Annotated in this window: 26 protein-coding genes and 2 tRNA genes; 21 read left to right on the top strand and 7 right to left on the bottom strand. The window is 51.9% G+C overall.

What is annotated here, in order from left to right:
- Nucleotides 1–70 precede the first annotated feature (70 nt).
- Nucleotides 71–880, top strand: a complete 810-nt coding sequence (locus AC1HCZ_RS01630) for an ATP-grasp domain-containing protein (protein WP_479461800.1) — start codon at nucleotides 71–73, stop codon at nucleotides 878–880.
- A gap of 61 nt (nucleotides 881–941) precedes the next feature.
- Nucleotides 942–1,029, top strand: a tRNA-Ser gene (locus AC1HCZ_RS01625).
- A gap of 161 nt (nucleotides 1,030–1,190) precedes the next feature.
- Here AC1HCZ_RS01625 and AC1HCZ_RS01620 read toward each other — a convergent pair.
- From AC1HCZ_RS01620 to AC1HCZ_RS01610, 3 genes are all read right to left on the bottom strand, one after another.
- Nucleotides 1,191–1,544, bottom strand: coding sequence for a NifB/NifX family molybdenum-iron cluster-binding protein (locus AC1HCZ_RS01620; RefSeq protein WP_479461799.1), 354 nt, complete (start codon nucleotides 1,542–1,544; stop codon nucleotides 1,191–1,193).
- A 48-nt stretch (nucleotides 1,545–1,592) separates the two neighbouring features.
- A complete protein-coding gene (locus tag AC1HCZ_RS01615) occupies nucleotides 1,593–1,970 on the bottom strand; it encodes a hypothetical protein (protein ID WP_479461798.1) in 378 nt (125 codons plus the stop codon).
- A 66-nt stretch (nucleotides 1,971–2,036) separates the two neighbouring features.
- Nucleotides 2,037–2,114 (bottom strand) — tRNA-Asp (locus AC1HCZ_RS01610).
- A gap of 98 nt (nucleotides 2,115–2,212) precedes the next feature.
- Between AC1HCZ_RS01610 and glmS the strand changes: the two genes are divergently transcribed.
- From glmS to AC1HCZ_RS01585, 5 genes are read left to right on the top strand one after another with little or no spacing between them, the layout of a single operon-like run.
- Entirely contained in the window at nucleotides 2,213–3,991 is a 1,779-nt protein-coding gene (gene glmS, locus AC1HCZ_RS01605) for a glutamine--fructose-6-phosphate transaminase (isomerizing) (RefSeq protein WP_479461797.1), read from the top strand.
- Nucleotides 3,992–4,045: 54 nt separating this feature from the next.
- Complete coding sequence (locus AC1HCZ_RS01600; protein WP_479461796.1) at nucleotides 4,046–4,783, top strand: 4Fe-4S binding protein; 738 nt, start codon at nucleotides 4,046–4,048, stop codon at nucleotides 4,781–4,783.
- On the top strand, nucleotides 4,765–5,403 hold the full coding sequence (locus AC1HCZ_RS01595; protein WP_479461795.1) for a 4Fe-4S binding protein: 639 nt from the start codon (nucleotides 4,765–4,767) through the stop codon (nucleotides 5,401–5,403). The genes AC1HCZ_RS01600 and AC1HCZ_RS01595 overlap by 19 nt, the downstream gene beginning before the upstream one ends.
- A 33-nt stretch (nucleotides 5,404–5,436) precedes the next feature.
- Nucleotides 5,437–5,730 (top strand): DNA-binding protein Alba, encoded by a 294-nt coding sequence (gene albA, locus AC1HCZ_RS01590; protein WP_011998210.1) that lies wholly within the window; start codon nucleotides 5,437–5,439, stop codon nucleotides 5,728–5,730.
- A 58-nt stretch (nucleotides 5,731–5,788) separates the two neighbouring features.
- Nucleotides 5,789–6,109: a hypothetical protein gene (locus AC1HCZ_RS01585; RefSeq protein WP_479461794.1), complete on the top strand. Its 321-nt coding sequence runs from the start codon at nucleotides 5,789–5,791 to the stop codon at nucleotides 6,107–6,109.
- On the opposite strand, the gene AC1HCZ_RS01580 is transcribed toward AC1HCZ_RS01585, so the two are convergent.
- Nucleotides 6,094–6,366: a hypothetical protein gene (locus AC1HCZ_RS01580; RefSeq protein ID WP_479461793.1), complete on the bottom strand. Its 273-nt coding sequence runs from the start codon at nucleotides 6,364–6,366 to the stop codon at nucleotides 6,094–6,096. The genes AC1HCZ_RS01585 and AC1HCZ_RS01580 overlap by 16 nt on opposite strands.
- Nucleotides 6,366–7,076 carry a 1-(5-phosphoribosyl)-5-[(5-phosphoribosylamino)methylideneamino]imidazole-4-carboxamide isomerase gene (locus AC1HCZ_RS01575; RefSeq protein WP_479461792.1) on the bottom strand — a complete coding sequence of 237 codons (711 nt, stop codon included), beginning with the start codon at nucleotides 7,074–7,076 and terminating at the stop codon, nucleotides 6,366–6,368. The genes AC1HCZ_RS01580 and AC1HCZ_RS01575 overlap by 1 nt, the downstream gene beginning before the upstream one ends.
- Before the next feature lie 50 nt (nucleotides 7,077–7,126).
- Here AC1HCZ_RS01575 and AC1HCZ_RS01570 point away from each other — a divergent pair, with 50 nt between their 5' ends.
- The 12 genes from AC1HCZ_RS01570 (at nucleotide 7,127) to AC1HCZ_RS01515 (ending at nucleotide 13,264) form a co-directional block, all read left to right on the top strand.
- The gene (locus AC1HCZ_RS01570) at nucleotides 7,127–7,741 is read left to right on the top strand and encodes a KEOPS complex kinase/ATPase Bud32 (RefSeq protein WP_479461791.1); all 615 of its coding nucleotides are present in this window, start codon (nucleotides 7,127–7,129) and stop codon (nucleotides 7,739–7,741) included.
- Complete coding sequence (locus AC1HCZ_RS01565) at nucleotides 7,735–8,337, top strand: XTP/dITP diphosphatase (protein WP_479461790.1); 603 nt, start codon at nucleotides 7,735–7,737, stop codon at nucleotides 8,335–8,337. The genes AC1HCZ_RS01570 and AC1HCZ_RS01565 overlap by 7 nt, the downstream gene beginning before the upstream one ends.
- 206 nt (nucleotides 8,338–8,543) lie before the next feature.
- A complete protein-coding gene (locus AC1HCZ_RS01560; RefSeq protein ID WP_479461911.1) occupies nucleotides 8,544–8,993 on the top strand; it encodes a 30S ribosomal protein S13 in 450 nt (149 codons plus the stop codon).
- 11 nt (nucleotides 8,994–9,004) lie between these two features.
- Nucleotides 9,005–9,505 (top strand): 30S ribosomal protein S4, encoded by a 501-nt coding sequence (locus AC1HCZ_RS01555; RefSeq protein WP_479461789.1) that lies wholly within the window; start codon nucleotides 9,005–9,007, stop codon nucleotides 9,503–9,505.
- 18 nt (nucleotides 9,506–9,523) lie between these two features.
- Nucleotides 9,524–9,916: a 30S ribosomal protein S11 gene (locus AC1HCZ_RS01550; protein ID WP_479461788.1), complete on the top strand. Its 393-nt coding sequence runs from the start codon at nucleotides 9,524–9,526 to the stop codon at nucleotides 9,914–9,916.
- Between the two features lie 3 nt (nucleotides 9,917–9,919).
- Entirely contained in the window at nucleotides 9,920–10,771 is an 852-nt protein-coding gene (locus tag AC1HCZ_RS01545; protein WP_479461787.1) for a DNA-directed RNA polymerase subunit D, read from the top strand.
- A gap of 7 nt (nucleotides 10,772–10,778) precedes the next feature.
- Nucleotides 10,779–11,135, top strand: coding sequence for a 50S ribosomal protein L18e (locus AC1HCZ_RS01540; protein WP_479461786.1), 357 nt, complete (start codon nucleotides 10,779–10,781; stop codon nucleotides 11,133–11,135).
- 4 nt (nucleotides 11,136–11,139) lie between these two features.
- Nucleotides 11,140–11,592: a 50S ribosomal protein L13 gene (locus tag AC1HCZ_RS01535; RefSeq protein ID WP_479461910.1), complete on the top strand. Its 453-nt coding sequence runs from the start codon at nucleotides 11,140–11,142 to the stop codon at nucleotides 11,590–11,592.
- Nucleotides 11,592–12,038, top strand: coding sequence for a 30S ribosomal protein S9 (locus AC1HCZ_RS01530; RefSeq protein WP_479461785.1), 447 nt, complete (start codon nucleotides 11,592–11,594; stop codon nucleotides 12,036–12,038). The genes AC1HCZ_RS01535 and AC1HCZ_RS01530 overlap by 1 nt, the downstream gene beginning before the upstream one ends.
- A 7-nt stretch (nucleotides 12,039–12,045) precedes the next feature.
- Complete coding sequence (locus AC1HCZ_RS01525) at nucleotides 12,046–12,255, top strand: DNA-directed RNA polymerase subunit N (protein ID WP_479461784.1); 210 nt, start codon at nucleotides 12,046–12,048, stop codon at nucleotides 12,253–12,255.
- 2 nt (nucleotides 12,256–12,257) lie between these two features.
- A complete protein-coding gene (rpsB, locus tag AC1HCZ_RS01520) occupies nucleotides 12,258–12,896 on the top strand; it encodes a 30S ribosomal protein S2 (protein ID WP_479461909.1) in 639 nt (212 codons plus the stop codon).
- Nucleotides 12,897–13,024: 128 nt separating this feature from the next.
- Nucleotides 13,025–13,264 carry a ferredoxin gene (locus tag AC1HCZ_RS01515; protein ID WP_011998225.1) on the top strand — a complete coding sequence of 80 codons (240 nt, stop codon included), beginning with the start codon at nucleotides 13,025–13,027 and terminating at the stop codon, nucleotides 13,262–13,264.
- A gap of 7 nt (nucleotides 13,265–13,271) precedes the next feature.
- On the opposite strand, the gene AC1HCZ_RS01510 is transcribed toward AC1HCZ_RS01515, so the two are convergent.
- Nucleotides 13,272–13,571 carry a hypothetical protein gene (locus tag AC1HCZ_RS01510; protein WP_479461783.1) on the bottom strand — a complete coding sequence of 100 codons (300 nt, stop codon included), beginning with the start codon at nucleotides 13,569–13,571 and terminating at the stop codon, nucleotides 13,272–13,274.
- Nucleotides 13,572–13,611: 40 nt separating this feature from the next.
- Here AC1HCZ_RS01510 and AC1HCZ_RS01505 point away from each other — a divergent pair, with 40 nt between their 5' ends.
- Both AC1HCZ_RS01505 and AC1HCZ_RS01500 read left to right on the top strand, forming a co-directional pair.
- Complete coding sequence (locus AC1HCZ_RS01505; protein ID WP_479461782.1) at nucleotides 13,612–16,437, top strand: DEAD/DEAH box helicase; 2,826 nt, start codon at nucleotides 13,612–13,614, stop codon at nucleotides 16,435–16,437.
- Nucleotides 16,438–16,519: 82 nt separating this feature from the next.
- A complete protein-coding gene (locus AC1HCZ_RS01500; RefSeq protein WP_479461781.1) occupies nucleotides 16,520–17,857 on the top strand; it encodes a TrkH family potassium uptake protein in 1,338 nt (445 codons plus the stop codon).
- Here the strand turns inward: AC1HCZ_RS01500 and AC1HCZ_RS01495 are convergent.
- Nucleotides 17,837–17,992, bottom strand: coding sequence for a hypothetical protein (locus AC1HCZ_RS01495; RefSeq protein ID WP_479461780.1), 156 nt, complete (start codon nucleotides 17,990–17,992; stop codon nucleotides 17,837–17,839). The genes AC1HCZ_RS01500 and AC1HCZ_RS01495 overlap by 21 nt on opposite strands.
- Nucleotides 17,993–18,212 lie beyond the last annotated feature (220 nt).

The following is an 18,212-nucleotide window of genomic DNA, read 5'->3' as shown; positions in this document are numbered from 1 at the left end:
TGAGTACGGCGATGATCGTGGATGCCAGGGCCGAACCCCCCACATACTTATACTCTATCCTCAGAGAAAGATGCCTCGTTCTGCACTCATATTAGGCGCTTATTTAACTAAGCTTGGCGCTGTGACGTCATTAAAGTCCTACGACGAGCTCAGTTGTCGTGATTTAGACAAGTTCGATATGGTCGTCGCAAGGGGTTTGCCGTACTACTACGATTCCATCAGGATGCTCTCCTTAGTGGAATGCTTAAAGAGTGCAAAGAAGGTAATAAACGACCCTCAAGCCACGCTGGCGGCGCGTAACAAATACGTCTCTATAAAATTGTTGGAATCCAAAGGAATAGCTGTACCGAAGACGTTCTTAGTGAGGACCAGGTTCGAGTTATTGGAAAAAGTGCGAGAACTGGGCGAGGCCGTAATAAAACCCCTTTCAAACAGTCTAGGGCTAGGCGTCAACAGGGTTAACGAGAGGTCCGTACACTATTTAATACCATTACTTCCCTACAGTTTTGACGCAGTCGTTCAAGAGTACATAGAGAAGGCGAGGGACGTCCGAACTTTCGTAATAGGGAAAGAGGCGGTGGCTTCGATGTACAGAATATCACCCTTCAAGATCGCTACCAATTACGCCCAAGGTTCCGAAGTAGATCCCGCTCCTTTGGAAGAGTACTCGGAGGTATCCGTGAAGGCCGTGAGCGTTTTAGGGCTGAGCTACGGTGGCGTGGACTTGGTTGAGAGCCCGGAGGGCCCTAAGGTGATAGAGGTCAACCCCTCTCCGCTCTGGTTTGGCGTATCGAAGGCCTACGACGTCGATGTGGGGTTCGAGCTCGCGAAGTTCTTGTTAGAGGAGGCCTGTGAGGACCAGACGGGATCTGATAGGTGAGGAGCAGGCTAGGATCCGAGGCACAAAACTTATTAGAGGAATGATACTCCCCCAACCCGGAGCCGGGGTCGCCTAGCCTGGCCAGGGCGCCGGCCTGCTAAGCCGGTGGGGGAAACCCCGCGCGGGTTCAAATCCCGCCCCCGGCGCCAAGGAAAGCTCCCTTATTTACCGATCTCAAAGCCTTCAATCGTGTCCCTTCAAGACTAACACTCAAAGGTCGGCGCTATACGAGTCGTCGTTATCTATAACCAGAGAACGAAGAACGGGAAGTCGAAAAAGCTATGGAAGAGCAAAACTTCGTTATGGGCGATTAGGCTAAACGGAGACTCGCTTCTACCAACTTTAATGCTTCTTCTATGGTTGTCTTGGGTTTTACTCTAACAATCACCTTTCCGTGTTCTTTCATGAAGTTCTCCCCTCCAGGGCCGAAGACCGTGTAGACGAACACGTCACAGTCTTTGTTAAGTTCCAATATATTTCGCCTTTTTTCGAGTGTGTTGTGTTCATGCTCGTGTTCATCCTCCTCCTTGTATGGGTTTACAACTTCTTTGACTAAGGTCCATTTGTTTCCTTCCCCCACGAAGTGTAAATAATACTTTGCGTCGCCGAAGTGTCCTAACTTTACCGTCTTTTTATCATCTGTAGGCACCACGACGCATGGCACGTCTCTATACCCAAAGGTGGGGATGTGGATCGGTTAGATAAACCTAATTCAATCGAAGTGTGGCCCACGGAGGCGCAGCAGGTCCCACTCCTCAGCGGCCTCTACTAACCATCCGGCCAGGATTTTGGCCATCTCCCTTTTTGCTTCCTCTTCATCGCCCACGGGATAGTTGAGCTTTTGGAAGGCTTCTAGTGCCTTTGTCCCATTTACTCTGTTCATGAAGTACTCCTCTAGCCTTTCCAACAAGTCTACAAGCCTCATCTTATCTCTCGTCACTTCCTTTAGGTAGTTGAAATCGTCCTCGTTTAGGAAGGCCTTGTCGTACCATTCCGTACCTCTGACCAGCTCTAGGTAATGTTTAAGTGCTTCGTAGTTTTTCACTATCTTACCGGAACCCGCGAAGGGTTTCCACCGGAACTCTACCACGCTAGGTAACACCTAAGGGTTGGAAACTCGGGCCCGTTTATGTGTGACATATATGGAAGAGGTGTTTGGCGCCGCGGCCGGGATTTGAACCCGGGTCACGGGCTTGACAGGCCCGCATACTGGGCCAGGCTATACTACCGCGGCACTTCCCACACAGACGCGGACTCGTTCCGTTTATAAATTTTTTGTAATATGAGAGAGCGCAAAAACTCAAGGAGCGAGCGGTCTTAGGGCTCGACAGCTTGTGTGGAATAGCCGGCGTGGCGGCTAGAGAAGAACACTACGGAGACGTGTTGAGAGAGTTGGTGAGGCTGTTGGAGTCCTTGGAATACAGAGGCTACGACTCCGCGGGGATAGCAGTTTATGACGTTGAAGCTAACGTCATAAAGGTCTGGAAGAAGAAGGGTAAGGTAGCGGACCTTGTCAAGCTACTAAGGTCCCAGTTGGGGGGCTTGAAGCTTAGGGCTAGCGTGGGCATAGCCCACACCCGCTGGGCCACGCACGGCGCCCCTAAGGACGAGAACGCACACCCTCATACGGATTGCGAGGGTAAAGTAGCGGTAGTTCATAACGGAATAATTTCAAATTACAAGAAGCTCAGACAAGAGCTCGAGGCCGAGGGACACACTTTTAAAAGCGAGACGGACACGGAAGTTTTCGCCCACTTGTTTGAAAAGGAACTAAAGTTCAAAGAACCTTTCGAGGCGTTCAAGGCGGCAGTAGCGCGCCTCGAAGGGTACTACGCGATAGTAGCAATAACTTCTCTAGAACCACACAAAGTGTTCTTCGCGCGCAAGGAGAGCCCGTTAGTGGTCGGAAGGGGACCCAAGGGGAACTACGTCTCCAGCGACGTGGTCAGTTTGGTGAACAGCTGCTGGGAAGTGTCCCCTTTATACGACGGCGACGTGGGGTGGATGGACGCATCGAGGATTTACGTTGAAAGGGAAGGTAGGCAGAGGCGGTTGAACTTCGTTAAGCCCGCGTGGAGCCCCGTTCAGGCACAAAAAGGAGACTACGACCACTTCATGCTCAAAGAAATTCATGAACAACCTCAAGTCGTCAAAGAAACCTTAATATCTATAGTATCCGAGTGGGATAAGGTAGAGAGAGTAGTAGACCTCCTCGACGACTGGACCGTGGTCGTGGCAGCGGGTACGTCATACCACGCTGGCTTAATATTCTCGTACAGCGTAATGAAGGAAACCGGAAAATACATCCCAGTTATAGACTCTAGCGAAGCTCTGCACTTCTCCAAAATCCTCAGAGGAACGGTCATAGCTATAAGTCAGAGCGGCGAGACGTACGATACTTTGAAGGCCGTGAGGATAGCTAAGGAGAACGGAGCAAAGGTCGTAAGCGTGGTTAACGTAGTCGGTTCTACTCTAGATAGAGAAGCAGACGTGAGCCTCTACACAAGGGCCGGGCCGGAGATAGGCGTCGCGGCCACAAAGACCTTCTTAACTCAGTTGAGTATCCTCAAAGTGTTGGTGGCTCGGATAGTCGGAGAAGGTGTGGAAAAAGTTAAGAGTATGGCCGACGAGCTCAGCGAACTGACTAAGGAGAGCATTGAGGTTAGTGCGGGATACGCAAAAGGGCTTGCCGAGCGTTTGTACTTTAAACGGGACATGTACGTCTTGGGGACCGGTATATCTTACCCGATAGCAATGGAAGGAGCATTAAAAATTAAAGAGATATCGTACGTCCACGCGGAGGCTTACCCGGCAGGTGAAGCCAAGCACGGCCCTATAGCGCTGGCAGAGCCCGGATTCCCCGTGCTCCTAGTTTGGAGTCCAGAGGACGTAGAAAAGTTGGACGTCGCCAAGAAGGAATTCGAAAGTAGAGGGAGCGAGGTCCACTGGCTCGCTCCCAACGGCGACGTTCCGGTCCCAGAGGTCGACTGGGAATACGCCCCGTTTGCCTTAACTCCGCCCTTACAGCTGTTATCCTACTATATGGCCATTAAGAAAGGCTTGGACCCGGATAAGCCTAGGAACTTAGCGAAGAGCGTTACGGTTCACTGAGTTCACCCGTATCCTAATTCGGTCTCTCGGCGTCCTATTTACGGGATTTTAAGCTTGCTGAAGACGTTTGTGCTAACTTCCTTCAGCGGCGGAGTCGGGAAGACTTTGTTCGGCGCCGAATTGGTGAGAAGGGGTTACGTGGTACTGACGACATCTCCCATCAGCAGCTATCTAGACTCTTATAATGTCACAGAGAGGTACGAAATTTACGACGCCATCAAAGCTTACATTGACGAGAGTGTATGCGACAAGTGTGGGGAGTGCTTAAAAGCCTGTACCAAGGGGGCGATAACCGAAGACTTGAAGGTAATAGATGGCTTATGTGAGGGTTGTCCGGCCTGCGCATACGCTTGTCCCCGAGGTGCGATAAAGTTCAAGCAGACCAAGGGTGCGGAGTACGAAATAATCAACGCGGGGGACGGCTTCGCTATAGAGCTGCGCGTGGAACCAGGGCTTAACGAGTTTGGCTACTTACTTGGCTTGATGGGCGTCGCGCGGAGGTTGGCCGAGGACAACGGCGCCGACGCGGTAGTCGTCGAGACGAACACGCCTATGCCAGCGCAGAAGGGCTTGCTATTCGTGAGGAAACACCCCGGGGCGGAAGAGCAAGTGAAGGAGTTCGAGTTGCGTTCTGCGAGCTATTACGAGAGGGGGGCGGCGGTCGTCGTCAACGTGGGCCTTGGTCAGTTCAACGTACATACAGCTTTGAGGAAATTCTATATGCCTTACAAGGAAGACCCGGGCTTTGGTAATTTCGTCGAGGAGGTGGTAGATTGGTTAGAGTCGCAGTAGTTGGCTTGGGCGGAGAAGGGAAAACGCTGCTCGCCCTCGAACTCGCAGAACTGCTGAGGGCCGTGCCGGTCGAGGCCAAAGAGGTGTGCGAGTTCCACTACTTCATCAATGCGCCCAGAGTTCTCGTAAAGACTGTGAGATCGTTTTATCCGACGGTTCTCAAGGACGCGTGTTTGAGGTGTAACTTGTGCGCGGCAGCCTGCCCAGACAAGGCTATGCTACGTGACGAGGAGGGTTACCCACACTCCATCCCCGAACTGTGTAGTTCGTGTACTTCGTGTTTCTGGGCGTGTCCCCACGGGGCGTTGGAGAGGCACACGAAGGTAATCGCAAAAATATATAAGGTAGGTAGCGCCCTACAACTCGAAGGCAAGTTCTTGAAGGGCATTCTAAGGGAGCTTGACACCCTAGCGGGCGAGTCATGGGTTCTCGACTCCGGACGACCAGAGTATGCCCTCTTCGCTGACGTAGCCGTCGTCGTCAGCAGAGACCTAAGGCGACGTCCAAAGGCTTTGCAAATAGTCAATTTCCTTAAGAAGAACGGCTTGCATGCGGTATTACTGAACCCTGAAGACGAGGTCGCAAAGGGAGAGCTACTCGACTTTCTCAATCATTTATAATCCCCCACGGGCCGGCTAGCCCGGTGAAAGGTCGTGGCCGCGCAAATACCCCAGAGCAACGAGGTTAGGGTTGGTAAGAAGCCGGTCATGAACTACGTGCTGGCGACCCTGACCCTCCTAAACCAAGGCGTAGACAGGATAGAGATAAAGGCCAGGGGCAGGGCCATAAGCAAGGCAGTGGATACTGTAGAGATAGTGAGGAATAGATTCTTGCCCGGCCAGGTAAGGGTCGCCGAGATAAGGATTGGCAGCCAGACCGTCACCAGCGCCGACGGCAGGCAGAGCAGGATAAGCACTATAGACATAGTACTGGAAAGGGTTAAGTAAGCTCAAAAGAACCAAGCTATTTTTAGGCGCAAGCCCCAAGTCTCTCCGCGGGGCTAGCTTGGAGAAGTCGAGGAAAGTGGCCGTATTCGAAGGCGAGGCGAAGATAGGCCTCATTAAGGTACCTACACTAAGTATAACCTTAGACCCAGAAGACTTGGAATCTCCCATATCGTTCCAGATGGCTCTGAGCAGGCTAATGGACGAGATAGCTAAGGCCATAGAAACTCCTCCCGAGAGCAAGTACGTCGCCGAGGTAAAGTTCAAAGACCACTTAAACAGGCCAGTGTTCGTAGCTATAGATTTGGGCAAAACTTTGCCTCCATTTAGCAAGAACAAGGTGAGGGCGAGGATAGTCGTAGAGGTTTATGAGGAGGAGTGACGCTTCTTCCGGGCTTCTAGGTATTCTTTTGCCTTCTTGCTTACCCACTCCTCGAAGTCCACTATCACGTATTCATATTTCCCCCTCTTCTCCAACAATCCAAGCTTCGTCAGCCTCTTTATTATGTTGAACGTCACCCTCTTCGGAAAGTAAGGAGACAGAACTTCTACTGCCTCCCCTAAGTTGAAGGTGTTCCCGAAGCGCTCCTTTAGCAAGTAATAGGCGCTAACTTCCCTCTTGTCGGGCCAGAACCCCATTACCACACCAAGTCCTTGAGGCGCAGTTTGCCGGAATATAACGCCATTCCCAATATCACTACATCGACGCCAGCGCTTTCCAGCATCTTCACGTGCTCCGGAGAGCCGACGCCTCCAGCATACTCGAGGAGCTTGTTGGGATATTCCTTCCTGATATATCTAACACCACTTACGTCGGGGCCTTTCATGGTTCCTTCAGTATCTACGTATGTATATAGGAACCCTTTGAACGCTTTCCCACTGAATTTTTCGAGGGCCTCCTTCAAGCCTACGGGTATTTCCTCTTTCCATCCCTCTACGCTAACCTTACCTCCCTTCAGGTCTATAGAGACAATAATCTTGTCCGCCCCGATCGCTTCGGAGGCGACGTCCAAGAAGTCGGGGTCTTTATGGACCCTGCTCCCTATAACGAAGGCGTCTGCTCTAGGGTACAGCCTCAAGTGTTCTAGTTCCCTCAAGCCGCCCGCCACTTGGACCCACAGCCCATATTCCTTCGCTTTATCAATTATCTTGTTTATCACTTCGACGTTTATTGGTTTACCGGCCTCGGCCCCGTCCAAGTCCACTATGTGAAGTCCTTGTGCTCCCTCGAGCGCCCAGAACTCGGCCCACCTCACAGGGTCGCCCAAGTCCAATCCTGTGCCCTTGACTCCCCTCACCCTCTTTACGGCCCGTCCCTCTGACACGTCTATGCTGGGAAGAACCTTCATTTCTGACCAGCCAGGGGACTGTGTTGCGGGTGAGGTAAATACTGGAAGTATTGAGCCTCTTGGCGAAGGGCGCGGAAGCTGAGGTGTACTTGGCGAAGTACTGGGGCTGTAAGGCCGTCTACAAGGTTAGGAAGCCCAAGGCCTACAGACACCCTAAATTGGACTCGAAGCTGAGGTACGAGAGGACCCGCAACGAATTCAACAACATGCTTAGAGCTTACAAGGAGGGCATTAACGTGCCCACACCTTACGATGTGGATTACAACGAGTATTCGATTGTTATGGAATATATCGAGGGAATACCTCTGAGCGAGAAGGTAGAGGCGTGGGCGATAGAAGAGGCGGGAAAGCAGCTCGCGACCTTACACGCAGCTGACATAGCCCACTGGGACTACACTACAGCAAACTTGATCGTTAAGGGTAGAAAATTATTCATAATAGACTTCGGACTCTCGAGGAAGACGAAGTCAGATATTGAAAAAGCGATCGACGCTCACTTAATGATAAGGTCATTCCTCAGCGCACACCCAGAGAGGGAGGATTTGGTAGACAGCTTTTGGAGGGGGTATTCTGAATTTGGCGACGCCGAGAGAATGATCGAGTTAACTAGACAAATAGAGCTTTTGGGGCGTTACGTCAGAGAGAGGAGGAAGACCGTATGGTAAGGAAAAGGGTGTACTTCTTAACTTCAAACCCTCACAAGGTAAGGGAAGTAAATGACATACTCTCAGAATTCTCAATCGAAGTGATCCCCTTGATGGGAGAAAAGGTAGAGGTTCAAGCGGACAGCGTAGAGGAGGTCGCGAGGTTCGCGGCGGAAGAGGCCAAGGGACGATTCGAGGAGAGACCCCTCCTCCTCGAGGACAGCGGGCTTTTCGTCGACGCGCTGAAAGGCTTCCCGGGCCCGTTCAGCAACTACGCTTACCGGACCATAGGGCTGAGGGGCTTGTTGAAGTTGATGGAGGGGGTCGAAAAAAGGAGTGCGCGATTCGTGTGCGCTGCTGCGTTGGTGGACGAAGACGACAGAGTCTTAGTAGAAGTCGGAGAAGTCCGCGGGACGATAGCCCCCGAGCCCCGGGGCGATAAGGGGTTCGGTTTCGATCCCATATTCGTACCCGAAGGTTACGAGATGACGTTTGCTGAGCTGGGCGAAGAGGTAAAGAGGAAAATTTCGCACAGGGCAAAGGCGTTCGGGAAAATAGCTAGACGTTTGGTTCTGAAGGGACGTTCGGCGGAAGATGTCCGGGGAATAACAGAGTGACCCCGGCTCACAGCGGGCCCCTAGGCCCCCTTGCCGGGGAGCCGCCGGACGACGGGACGGCAAGTCCTTGAAATGTTTTGAGGTCGCTCTGGTAGCCCGACCATCACCTCTCAGGGGCGGTGGTTGCGCTCATCCCTCATCTTTACGAAGCGCCCCCTTGGAACTAGTTTTAAGCTCGCTAGAGGAGACCCGGCGGGGTGGCGAGACTGGCAGAAGAGTTCAAGTATATAGTGCGTATAGGCGATACGGACATAGACGGCGCCCTACCGGCCGTCTACGGGCTAGCTAAGATAAAGGGCATAGGTTATACGACAGCGCTTGCCATCCTTAGGAAACTGGGAATAGACCCTCACATGAGGCTGGGCTATTTGAGCGAGGCCAGGATAAGAGAGCTAGACGAGAAGGTCAAAGACATAACCCAGCTGGGCTTTCCCAGCTGGCTCTATAATAGGAGGAAGGATTATGCGACCGGCAAAGACTTGCACTTGATAGGCGCAGACTTGGTGTTCTACGCGAGACAGGACATAGAGAGAGAGAAGAAGATAAAGAGCTGGAGAGGCTTGAGACACAGCTTAGGCTTGAAGGTGAGGGGCCAGAGGACCGCCACTACGGGTAGACTTGGCATGACTGTGGGTGTCAGCAAGAAGTCTAAGTGAGGTGACTGGTCGTGGGAGATCCGCGCAAGCCTAGGAAGAAGTGGTCTCCTCCCGGTCACCCGTGGGTGAAGGAAAGGCTCATCGAAGAGATGAAGCTAATGGGCGAGTACGGACTGAGGAACAAGAGGGAGATATGGATCGCCGCTGCAATGTTGAGGAGGTACCGCCACCGCGCGCGAGAGCTGCTGGCCTTGCCGGCCGACGTTAGGGAAAAGGAAGAGAAGGCCTTACTAAAAAGGCTCTACGACTTGGGTCTGGTTGAAGAAAACGCTACCCTCGACGACGTGTTATCCCTCACGCTTAGGGACCTACTGGAAAGGAGGCTGCAGACCGTTGTTTACAAGAAGGGGTTGGCGAAGAGCATCCACCACGCACGTCAGCTCGTCGTACACGGACACATCGCCATAAACGGCAGGAGGGTCACAAGCCCGGGCTACATAGTGAGGAGGGAAGAGGAGGACTTGATAGGCTACGCGCCTACCAGCCCGTACTTCAAAAGGGCACAGGAGTAGCGGCAGGGGGTCGTGACTATGCCGAAAGAAGTAAGGTGGGGCGTGGCACACATATTCAGCTCGCCGAACAACACATTCGTCCACATAACAGACATCACCGGCTCTGAGACCGCTTCAAGGGTTACCGGAGGAATGGTAGTGAAGGCCGACCACGAGAAGCCCTCTCCCTACGCCGCTATGATAGCTGCCGCGAGGGCGGCACAGCAAGCCATGGAAAGGGGTATAACAGCCATCCACATAAAGGTGAGGGCCCCCGGCGGCTACGGGCCCAAGACTCCCGGTCCCGGTGCGCAAGCAGCCATCAGGGCTCTGGCGAGGTCGGGATTCATCATAGGGAGGATTGAGGACGTGACTCCATTGCCTCACGACACCATACGCAGGCCCGGCGGCAGAAGGGGCAGGAGGGTCTGAGTTTTGCCCCTCGAGGTCCTGGAAGAAACCCCAACCTCCATACGTTTGTTGGTGAAGGGTTATCCCCTAGCAGTTCTCAACGCGATCAGACGGGCTGCGTTAGAGCTCGCCCCTAAGATGGCGATCGACTTTATTGCTGTTGATAGGAACGATAGCACGCTGTTCAACGAAGTGATTGCCCACAGACTAGCAATGATCCCCCTAAAGAGCGAGGAAGCCTTGGAGAGGTACGCTCCTCCAGAAGCATGTATGGATTGTACTCCGGAGGAGGCTGAGGCAGATAAGTGTGTGGTCGACGGGAAACCTTGCTACGTACGCTTGTACTTAGACGCGTCCGCGAACGGAAAGCAAGTAATCGTTTACTCAAAAGATTTGAAGAGCGAAGACGAAGACGTGAAGCCGGTATACGACAACATCCCGGTGGTCGCCTTAATAGGGGAGCAGAAGGTGAAGATAATAGCATACGCAAGATTGGGCAGGGGGAGGGAACACGCCAAGTGGATGCCCGCCACCGTTTCCGTGGTCAAACCCCTGCTAAAGGGGATATCTGTCAAAGAGAGTTTGTGCGACGTGGAGTGTCAGAAGGAGTGCGTAGAGAAGTGTAAGGAAGCTTTCGTTATGAGGAACAACAAACTCAGCTTGAAGGAGGGGACGACCCTATCCATGGTTATGTACTGTACAGAATACGTCTGCGAGGGTAAGGGAATACGCCCCGTTTTCGAAGAGGACACCTACTTCTTCGAGCTGGAAAGCGACGGCTCGTTAAGCGCTAGGAGGACTTTGGTCGAAGCGGCCAAGGCGGTTGTCGAGAAGCTGAGCGAATTAAAGAACCACCTGCAGTCTCGCGAGGGGTGAACGACCGGTGCCCGCGAGGAGGAGAAAAATCACCAACGTCTTGTTAAGGAAAACGCTGGACGAGCTCTGGAAGACTAAGTCTCCGGCGTGGAGGAGGGTCTACGAACTCCTCAACAGGCCGGCCCGCCAGAGGGTTGTGGTAAACGTAAGTAAGATAAATAGGTACGCCAACGACGGCGACGTCGTGGTAGTGCCCGGCAAGGTCTTGGGCTCGGGTGAGTTAGAGAAGAAGGTAACGGTGGCAGCTTTCTCGTTCTCTTACACGGCCTTAGAGAAGATAGAGACAGCGGGAGGTAAGGCCCTTCATATTTTGGAGTTGGTAAAAGAGAACCCCAAAGGTAGCGGTATTAAAATAATAACTTGAGGTGATGGGCTTGAAAAGGGTAGTTGTTGTCGACGCTACGAATCAAATAGTAGGTCGGATGGCTTCCCACATAGCTAAGATGTTGTTAGAAGGGTGGGAGGTTAACGTGATCAACGCAGAGAAGGCAGTGTTGTCGGGCGAGCCCACAAGAGTAGTAAAAGGTTACCAGATAGTGCTGAATGTAAAGACCCACACCAACCCTTACAGAAACAAGATAAAGAGGCCGAGAACCCCAAGAGGGATAATAAAAGACGCTGTTAAGGGTATGCTTCCAAAGCACAACTCCAGGGGACGAGAAGCCTTGAAGAGGCTCAAAGTATACATCGGGGAGCCGGAATACGTACCTAAGGAGAACACGTTAAGGTTCCCGGACGCGGACGCGCTGAGGCTCTCCGGAAAGTACATAACTGTGGGAGAGGTGGCACGCCGGATGGGGTGGAAGGGAGGTGAAATGTGATGGTAGTTGTGAAGTGGGCTAAGGAGCAACAAGGTAAGGGAGGCGTAAGGATAGTACTCGCAACGGGGAAGAGGAAAAGGGCCGTAGCTAGGGCCGTTATCTACCCCGGTAAGGGGAGGGTCTGGATCAACGGCGTTCCTGTCGAGATAGTTAAGCCTGAGATAAAGAGGTGGAGGATCCTCGAACCTCTGTTGTTAGCGGGCGAGAAGGTGATGAACAATATAGACATCAAGGTATTCGTTAAAGGAGGAGGCTTCATGGCTCAAGCGGAGGCTGCGCGCATGGCGATAGCTAGGGGATTAGTCAAGTATACCGGGAGCGAGGAACTGAAGGCCCTATATGAGGAGCACGACAGACACATGTTGTCCGGCGACCCGAGGAGGACCGAACCGGAGAAGTGGATGAGGTACTCCGCCAGGAGGAGGAAACAGAAGAGCTACAGGTGAGTCGCCCTTGATGCTCCCTATTCGCTGTTACACTTGCGGAAGGCCCTTGTGGCCGGAGTACGAGGAGTTCTCGCGAAGGGTGGGGGCCGGCGAGGATCCCGGCAAGGTGCTGGACGAGTTGGGGATAAAGAGATATTGCTGCAGGAGGACTATGCTCTCAGCTGTTGACGTATCAAAGGAGATTATTAAGTTCAGCACGCGCGTTCACAGGTGGTAGTCGTGAGCGCGGAGACAAGCGAAAAAGTGGTAGAATTGCTAATACCCTTGGAGATGTATTTACAGCACGGAGTACATATAGGGACCAAAATGGTAACTAACTATATGAAGAGGTTCGTGTATAAGAGGAGAAATATAGACGGCCTCGCAATACTTGACGTGAGGAAGATAGACCAGAGGATCAGAGTGGCGGCCAAGTTCCTTTCTCGTTTCGAACCGGAGAAGGTTATGGTGGTCTCTGTAAGGCAATACGGTCATAAACCGGTTACTATGTTCGCGCAGTTCACAGGCGCCAAGCCCGTAATAGGTCGCTTCGTCCCGGGCACGCTGACCAACCCTGCCTTGGAGGTCTACTATGAACCGGACGTCTTGCTAGTAACTGACACTAGGATGGACCAGCAAGCCATAGTCGAGGCAGCCGAGATAGGGATACCGGTAGTCGCTATATGTGATACTGACAACAAGACTGAAAATGTCGACTTGATAATACCGGGCAACAACAAGGGGAGGAAGAGCTTAGCGCTCTTGTACTGGTTGCTAACGCGTCAAGTCCTGGTGGAGAGGGGACAGCTCAGCCCCGACGCTCCTGAGGACCAGCCGGCTCCTGTCAGCGAGTTCGAAACGAAGGTCAAGATGATCTGAAGGCCTCCGAGGGCTCCTAGTCCACATCCCTTTGTTCGGTGTCCGCCACACACGTCATCGGCCCTCGAAAAGGTTTCCGCCGTAAGTAAAATAAACCGTACGTGCAGCCCTCCTCCGGTGAAAAGGGGATGGCCAAGTACAAGGTCTGGATAGAAAACGAGAAGTGTATATCCGATGCTGTATGTGCGCACTTATGTCCCGACGTCTTCGAGATGAATGAGGAGTACAAGGCAGTTATAGTGCCCCAGTACCGCACCGGCGACAACCCCGCTGAGGGCGTCATACCGGAGGAGTTGAAGGACTGTGCGGAGCAGGCGGCTGCCGCTTGCCCCGTTCAAATTATCCACGTAGAGCCGCTCCAAGAGTAAACACTACTCAGAACTTTTTCTTGCTGCGTTCTTCTCTCTTCTTGATGACTTCTTCGAGCTCCCTTACCAAAGATTTGGCGGCGGGTAGGCTGGTCTCTAAAGGGATCCTCTCCATTAATCTCTTAAAGAACTCTAAGGCACACTTCTTGCTGTGGAAGTAGAAGGTTTCACCACCTATGTTTATTATAACGCCTTGGCCCTTGAAGAACATCCTTCCGCAGTACATACACTTCATCTTTTCCTTTTTCCCCAACTTCTGTACCCCCTCGTCGGCTCCTTCATCATTTATATAGGCATAACGGGTCAACGACGAAGCGGTTAAGGTCGCAGCCAGTGAGGTGATGGGAGTGAGCACGGTCGAAGCCGACTTGCTGCCGTCGCGTTTGGTAGAGCTGATAAAGGAGAGGGGTTGGGAGGGCTTAACTGAAGTTCAGAAGAGGGCTTTCAAACCGATAATGGAAGGCAAGAACGTCTTGATTGCTGCCCCGACAGGTTACGGGAAGACCGAGGCCGCGATGCTTCCGATATTTGCAAAGATGATAAAGGAAAGGCCCGAACCCTTGAGCGTCCTTTACATTACTCCTCTCAAGTCCTTGATCAACGACCTAAAGAACAGGATAGAGTGGTGGGCAGAAAGACTAGGCTTCGTAGTCGCCAGGAAACACGGAGACGTGAGCGCCTCCGAGAGGAGCTTGAGGCTCAAGAGGGCTCCACACATACTGTTGACCACCCCAGAGGGATTTAAGATAGACCTAGACTGGGCTTCCCAGTTCCGGAAGTATTACAAGAACGTGCGATGGGTCATCGTCGACGAGGCCCACGAGCTGGTGGGCAGCAAGAGGGGCGTTCAGCTAAGTTTACTCTTAGAGAGGTTGAAGGCTTTCAGCGGCAGGGACTTCCAAAGGATAGCGCTCAGCGCCACGATCGGGGATCCGGAGACCACGGCCAAGCTGCTCTTCGGTTCATCTTCCAGGGACTCGGAGATCGTACAAGTTAACGTTAAGAGAAAGATAGAGCTGATCGTTGACAATATAGGGGAAGCGAAGGAAGAAGAAGGTTTTTGGAAGACTTCTGCCAAGAAGATACTCGAACACGTCGAACCTCCTACGCTCGTGTTCGTCAACACGCGTTACGCAGCAGAGAGGCTACACGAAGAGCTCTCTAAGATGGAAGGTCTTAAGGTAGAGGTGCACCACTCTTCGATATCCAAGGAAATAAGACAAGAAATAGAGAAGAGGTTGAAAGACGGGAATCTGGACATAGTTATAGCTACTAAGACGTTGGAACTAGGTATAGATATAAGTAACCTAAACAAGGTAATACTATTCAAACCTCCGGGAACCGTAGCTTCGCTGCTTCAGAGGGTAGGAAGGGCCGGCCACAAGCTTGGGGCAGTGTCTAGAGGCGTTATAATCACTACGGACGACATAGAGGCGCTGGACGGTTACACCGAAGCCGTTTTAGCCGTAAAAGGGATAGTAGAACCTCCAAATGTGCCGGACGCGCCTTTGGACGTCCTCGCTCGCGAGATCGTCGGTATGACGTTACAAGAGAAAAGGCTGGACCCCTCGTGGGCCTACGAGGTCGTGAAAGGAGCTTATCCGTACAGGAACCTAACGAAAGAGACGTTTAACGAACTTATAAATGTATTAGTGAAGAACAAGATACTCGCTTGGGACGAAAACAAATTAAAGGTAAGCTACATGTTCTATAGACTCTGGTCTTTTGACGGCGGTGAAAAGAAGAGGTGGAGTCGTTCCTTCGGCGAGTTCTTCTCGGTTATTTCCGAGAGGGACGTCTTCATAGTTAAGTGGGGTAATAAGGTCGTCGGCGACTTGGACGCCTTCTATGTTTACAAGTACTTGAGGCCGGAGAGCAAGATAAGGTTGGGGGGAAAGACGTGGAAGGTAGTTGGGATAGACGACGAGGGCATGAAGGTCTACGTGGAGCCGGCCACTGATCAGACGGGCGAGATACCCCTCTGGAAGGGCGAGGAGTTCCACCGCTCTTCATTGATCCCAGATTACGCTAAGAAGGTACTCGAGGAGGAGAGACCGAAGGAGGTGAAGCTCCTCCCTGAGGCTGAAAAGAAAGTGAGGAAGGTGTTCGAGAGCTATAAGAGGAAGAAAGTAGACATCCCCGGCGGGGACGTTTATTATTTGGAAAAAGTTCCCGGGGGTTACGTGCTCACGGGCTTCATGGACCAGAGGCTCGCGGAGGCCTTGGCCCACTTAATAATGTATAAGGTTTCCTCTGAGTACACCACGGCGGTGAGCGTCCGTTCGTCCTTTACCGGTATAGCCGTTACCGTAGATGGCGGCGAAGCTCCAAACCCGATAAAGTTGCTCAAAGAAATAGATGACGTTGAGAGCGCTATTAGGAAGGCAATGGAAAGGTCCCCCTACTTAGTACAGACCGCTAAGGAGATCCAACTAAGCTTCGGTAAGCTGGGGAAGGTCACTCCGGACGACGGCTTAGTCTTCGAAGAGGCGGTCAAACAAGCTATCGAGAAATACATAGATGTGGAAAAGGCAAAGAAGTTCATAGATATGTTAAAAGAAAAGAAGATAAAGGTTAAGTTGGTTAAGGCTAAGAGCCTAACGCCCTTGGCAGCCCACGTAATGAGCTTGCCGGCCTTCAGGCCGTGGCTAAAAATAATAGAAGCTCGCATAGTGAGCTTGCTCAAGGGTGAAGCCTTCACGGCTGAAGAGTTGGCAACCATGCTTGACTTGAGCCCAACTACGGTCGAAAACAAGCTGAAGGAGATGAGGAAGCCTACCTCGAAGGCGAGGGTAGTACACTTCATAGACGTGGAGTTCGGCGAGACGCGGTGGTGTTTGTTAGAGGACTTAGAAAACGTCATGAAGAAAGATGAGTACTCAAACTCATTCAAGCCCTTAGATCCTTACGAAAACTTTACAATGTTTTACAGGACGTCACCAAAGGAAGAGTATTCTATGAAGTACTTCAAGCCGCTGGACATAATCAACAACACCGAGGAGTTCTTGAGAGGTATAAATTCTGATGAGCTCTATGAAGTGAAAGTGATGTTCCAAGGAGATCCTCTGTTTAAGAACCTTGTGCCGAGATACTTTTACGTTCCCAAGAAAGCGCTGCCGGCGGTACTGCTTAATGCAGTGGCTTACATACAGAGGGTTAGAAGGTCTGCTTAGAAAGTGGCCAGTACTCGCTTGGAGTCTCTTGCTGTCTTTAGTGGTATCGTCCCTTGCGCTTTTCCTTGCTTCCGTAACAAGTTTGACCTATCCCTACTTCGACTCTAACGTCGCAATATCGTTCATAATAGCTATCATGTACGCTCTGACGGCGTCCAAGCTAGTGAAGTACGCAATCGCGGTAACCAATCCATCTATAATGATAAAGTCCTTAGTCTTGTTCTGGTTTTTAACGCCCTTCTTAGTTGCGGTGCCCTTCTCCTACTTTTCCGGAAAAGGGCTAATCGACTCTTACTTCGAGATGGTGAGCGGTTTCACTGGCACCGGACTGACTATCTTGAACCCTTCGAACGAATCTCCCTTCGTAAACGCGCTCCGAGCTTCTAGCCAGTGGGCCGGCGAGGTGGGGGCGCTCTTCCTAACCCTCATATTGGCCATAGTCTTCCACGTCTCTCCGACCGGCATAGTTTCGGCATTGGGGAAGGGAGAAAGGGTTAGGCCAAGTATGTATAACACCCTAATAGACTTAATCTCGATATACTTGATCTTGACAATTATTCCTATAATATATATGAGACTGGCCGGGATGAGTTTATACGACTCAATAGTTTACACCTTTGCTGCCTTGGCCACCGGGGGATTCGCGCCCACCGCCGGAGGCACGGCGGACTTGTCGTTCGTCCAACAACTCGCGGTGATAACGACTTGTATACTGGGAGCGCTCAACTTCTCCGTATACCTAAACTTGAGGTACGGTAAAGTTAGGAATGGGTTCAAGCATCCGGAGTTGATACTCATGATCTTCTCGATATTCTTCTACGCATCGTTGTTATTGTTGGTTTGGAGAAAGTTCGGTCCGGAAGAGTTGTGGAGCGCCCTCTTCCACTCGGCCAGTGCAGTCACCACCTCGGGCTTCCAGATCCAAGACGTTAGCAAGTTCAGCGAGTCGTCGAAATATATTATTACGGTTGCAATGATCGTGGGCGCTTCTGCCTTCTCGACGGGCGGAGGCGTGAAGCTCTATAGGGCCTACATACTGGGAAAGTCAATAATGAAACAAGTGAAGTCCTTAGGCACCCCTAGGGGATACGTGAGCACCATAAGCGTAATGGGAAAAGAAATAACTTCAGATGAGCTAGCTACGATGCTAACGGTCGTCGCTACTTACTTGTTCACTCTATTCGTGTTAGCTCTGGTGATAACTGAACAGTTGAGCGCCCACAAGCTAAGAGCACCGAGCATAGATGTGATATTCGAAGTTGCGTCCGCCATGTCTGGAACGGGATTGAGCTCCGGACTCACAGCAATTGCGCCGTCCGACGTGAAGATAACGTTATCCATTGCAATGATCCTCGGAAAGCTCGAGGTCCTGCCGTTCATCTTCTTCGTTTACGACAGTCTACGTTCGTTGAAGGAGTAACGCCTTGACCTTTTTAATTGCTTCGTCTTCGTTATGAGCTGATACATTAAACTTTATGTTGGTTCCCCTCAACCTCACTACGAACCTCTTCTCTGCAAAGAGTTCGTAACTCTCGAGTACCTCGAAGTCCCACAACGCCTCTCGTGTAAGGGTTCACAATCCTCACACTAATATGCCTTAATATTGCGCGGTTTTGGAGCGTGAGGTTTTGTGGTGGCCGGGGTTTGCTGGTCCCGCCGCGGGGATTCGAACCCCGGACCACCCGGTGTCTGGGCCGGCGCCCCCTCATCCCGCGGGCCAAGCCCTTGGAGTCCGGGGGCGGGCCTGAAGGGCCCTACAGCCGGGCGCTCTTCCG

The organism is Ignicoccus sp. (assembly GCF_056435145.1).
This window is presented reverse-complemented; position numbering and strand designations above follow the sequence as displayed.

Excerpts from the sequence above, each read along its gene's own strand:
- AC1HCZ_RS01630 (WP_479461800.1), top strand. The coding sequence starts at position 71 with ATGCCTCGTTCTGCACTCATATTAGGCGCTTATTTAACTAAGCTTGGC.
- AC1HCZ_RS01580 (WP_479461793.1), bottom strand. The coding sequence starts at position 6,366 with ATGGGGTTCTGGCCCGACAAGAGGGAAGTTAGCGCCTATTACTTGCTA.
- AC1HCZ_RS01575 (WP_479461792.1), bottom strand. The coding sequence starts at position 7,076 with ATGAAGGTTCTTCCCAGCATAGACGTGTCAGAGGGACGGGCCGTAAAG.
- AC1HCZ_RS01565 (WP_479461790.1), top strand. The coding sequence starts at position 7,735 with ATGGTAAGGAAAAGGGTGTACTTCTTAACTTCAAACCCTCACAAGGTA.
- AC1HCZ_RS01550 (WP_479461788.1), top strand. The coding sequence starts at position 9,524 with ATGCCGAAAGAAGTAAGGTGGGGCGTGGCACACATATTCAGCTCGCCG.
- AC1HCZ_RS01535 (WP_479461910.1), top strand. The coding sequence starts at position 11,140 with ATGGGCTTGAAAAGGGTAGTTGTTGTCGACGCTACGAATCAAATAGTA.
- AC1HCZ_RS01530 (WP_479461785.1), top strand. The coding sequence starts at position 11,592 with ATGGTAGTTGTGAAGTGGGCTAAGGAGCAACAAGGTAAGGGAGGCGTA.
- AC1HCZ_RS01515 (WP_011998225.1), top strand. The coding sequence starts at position 13,025 with ATGGCCAAGTACAAGGTCTGGATAGAAAACGAGAAGTGTATATCCGAT.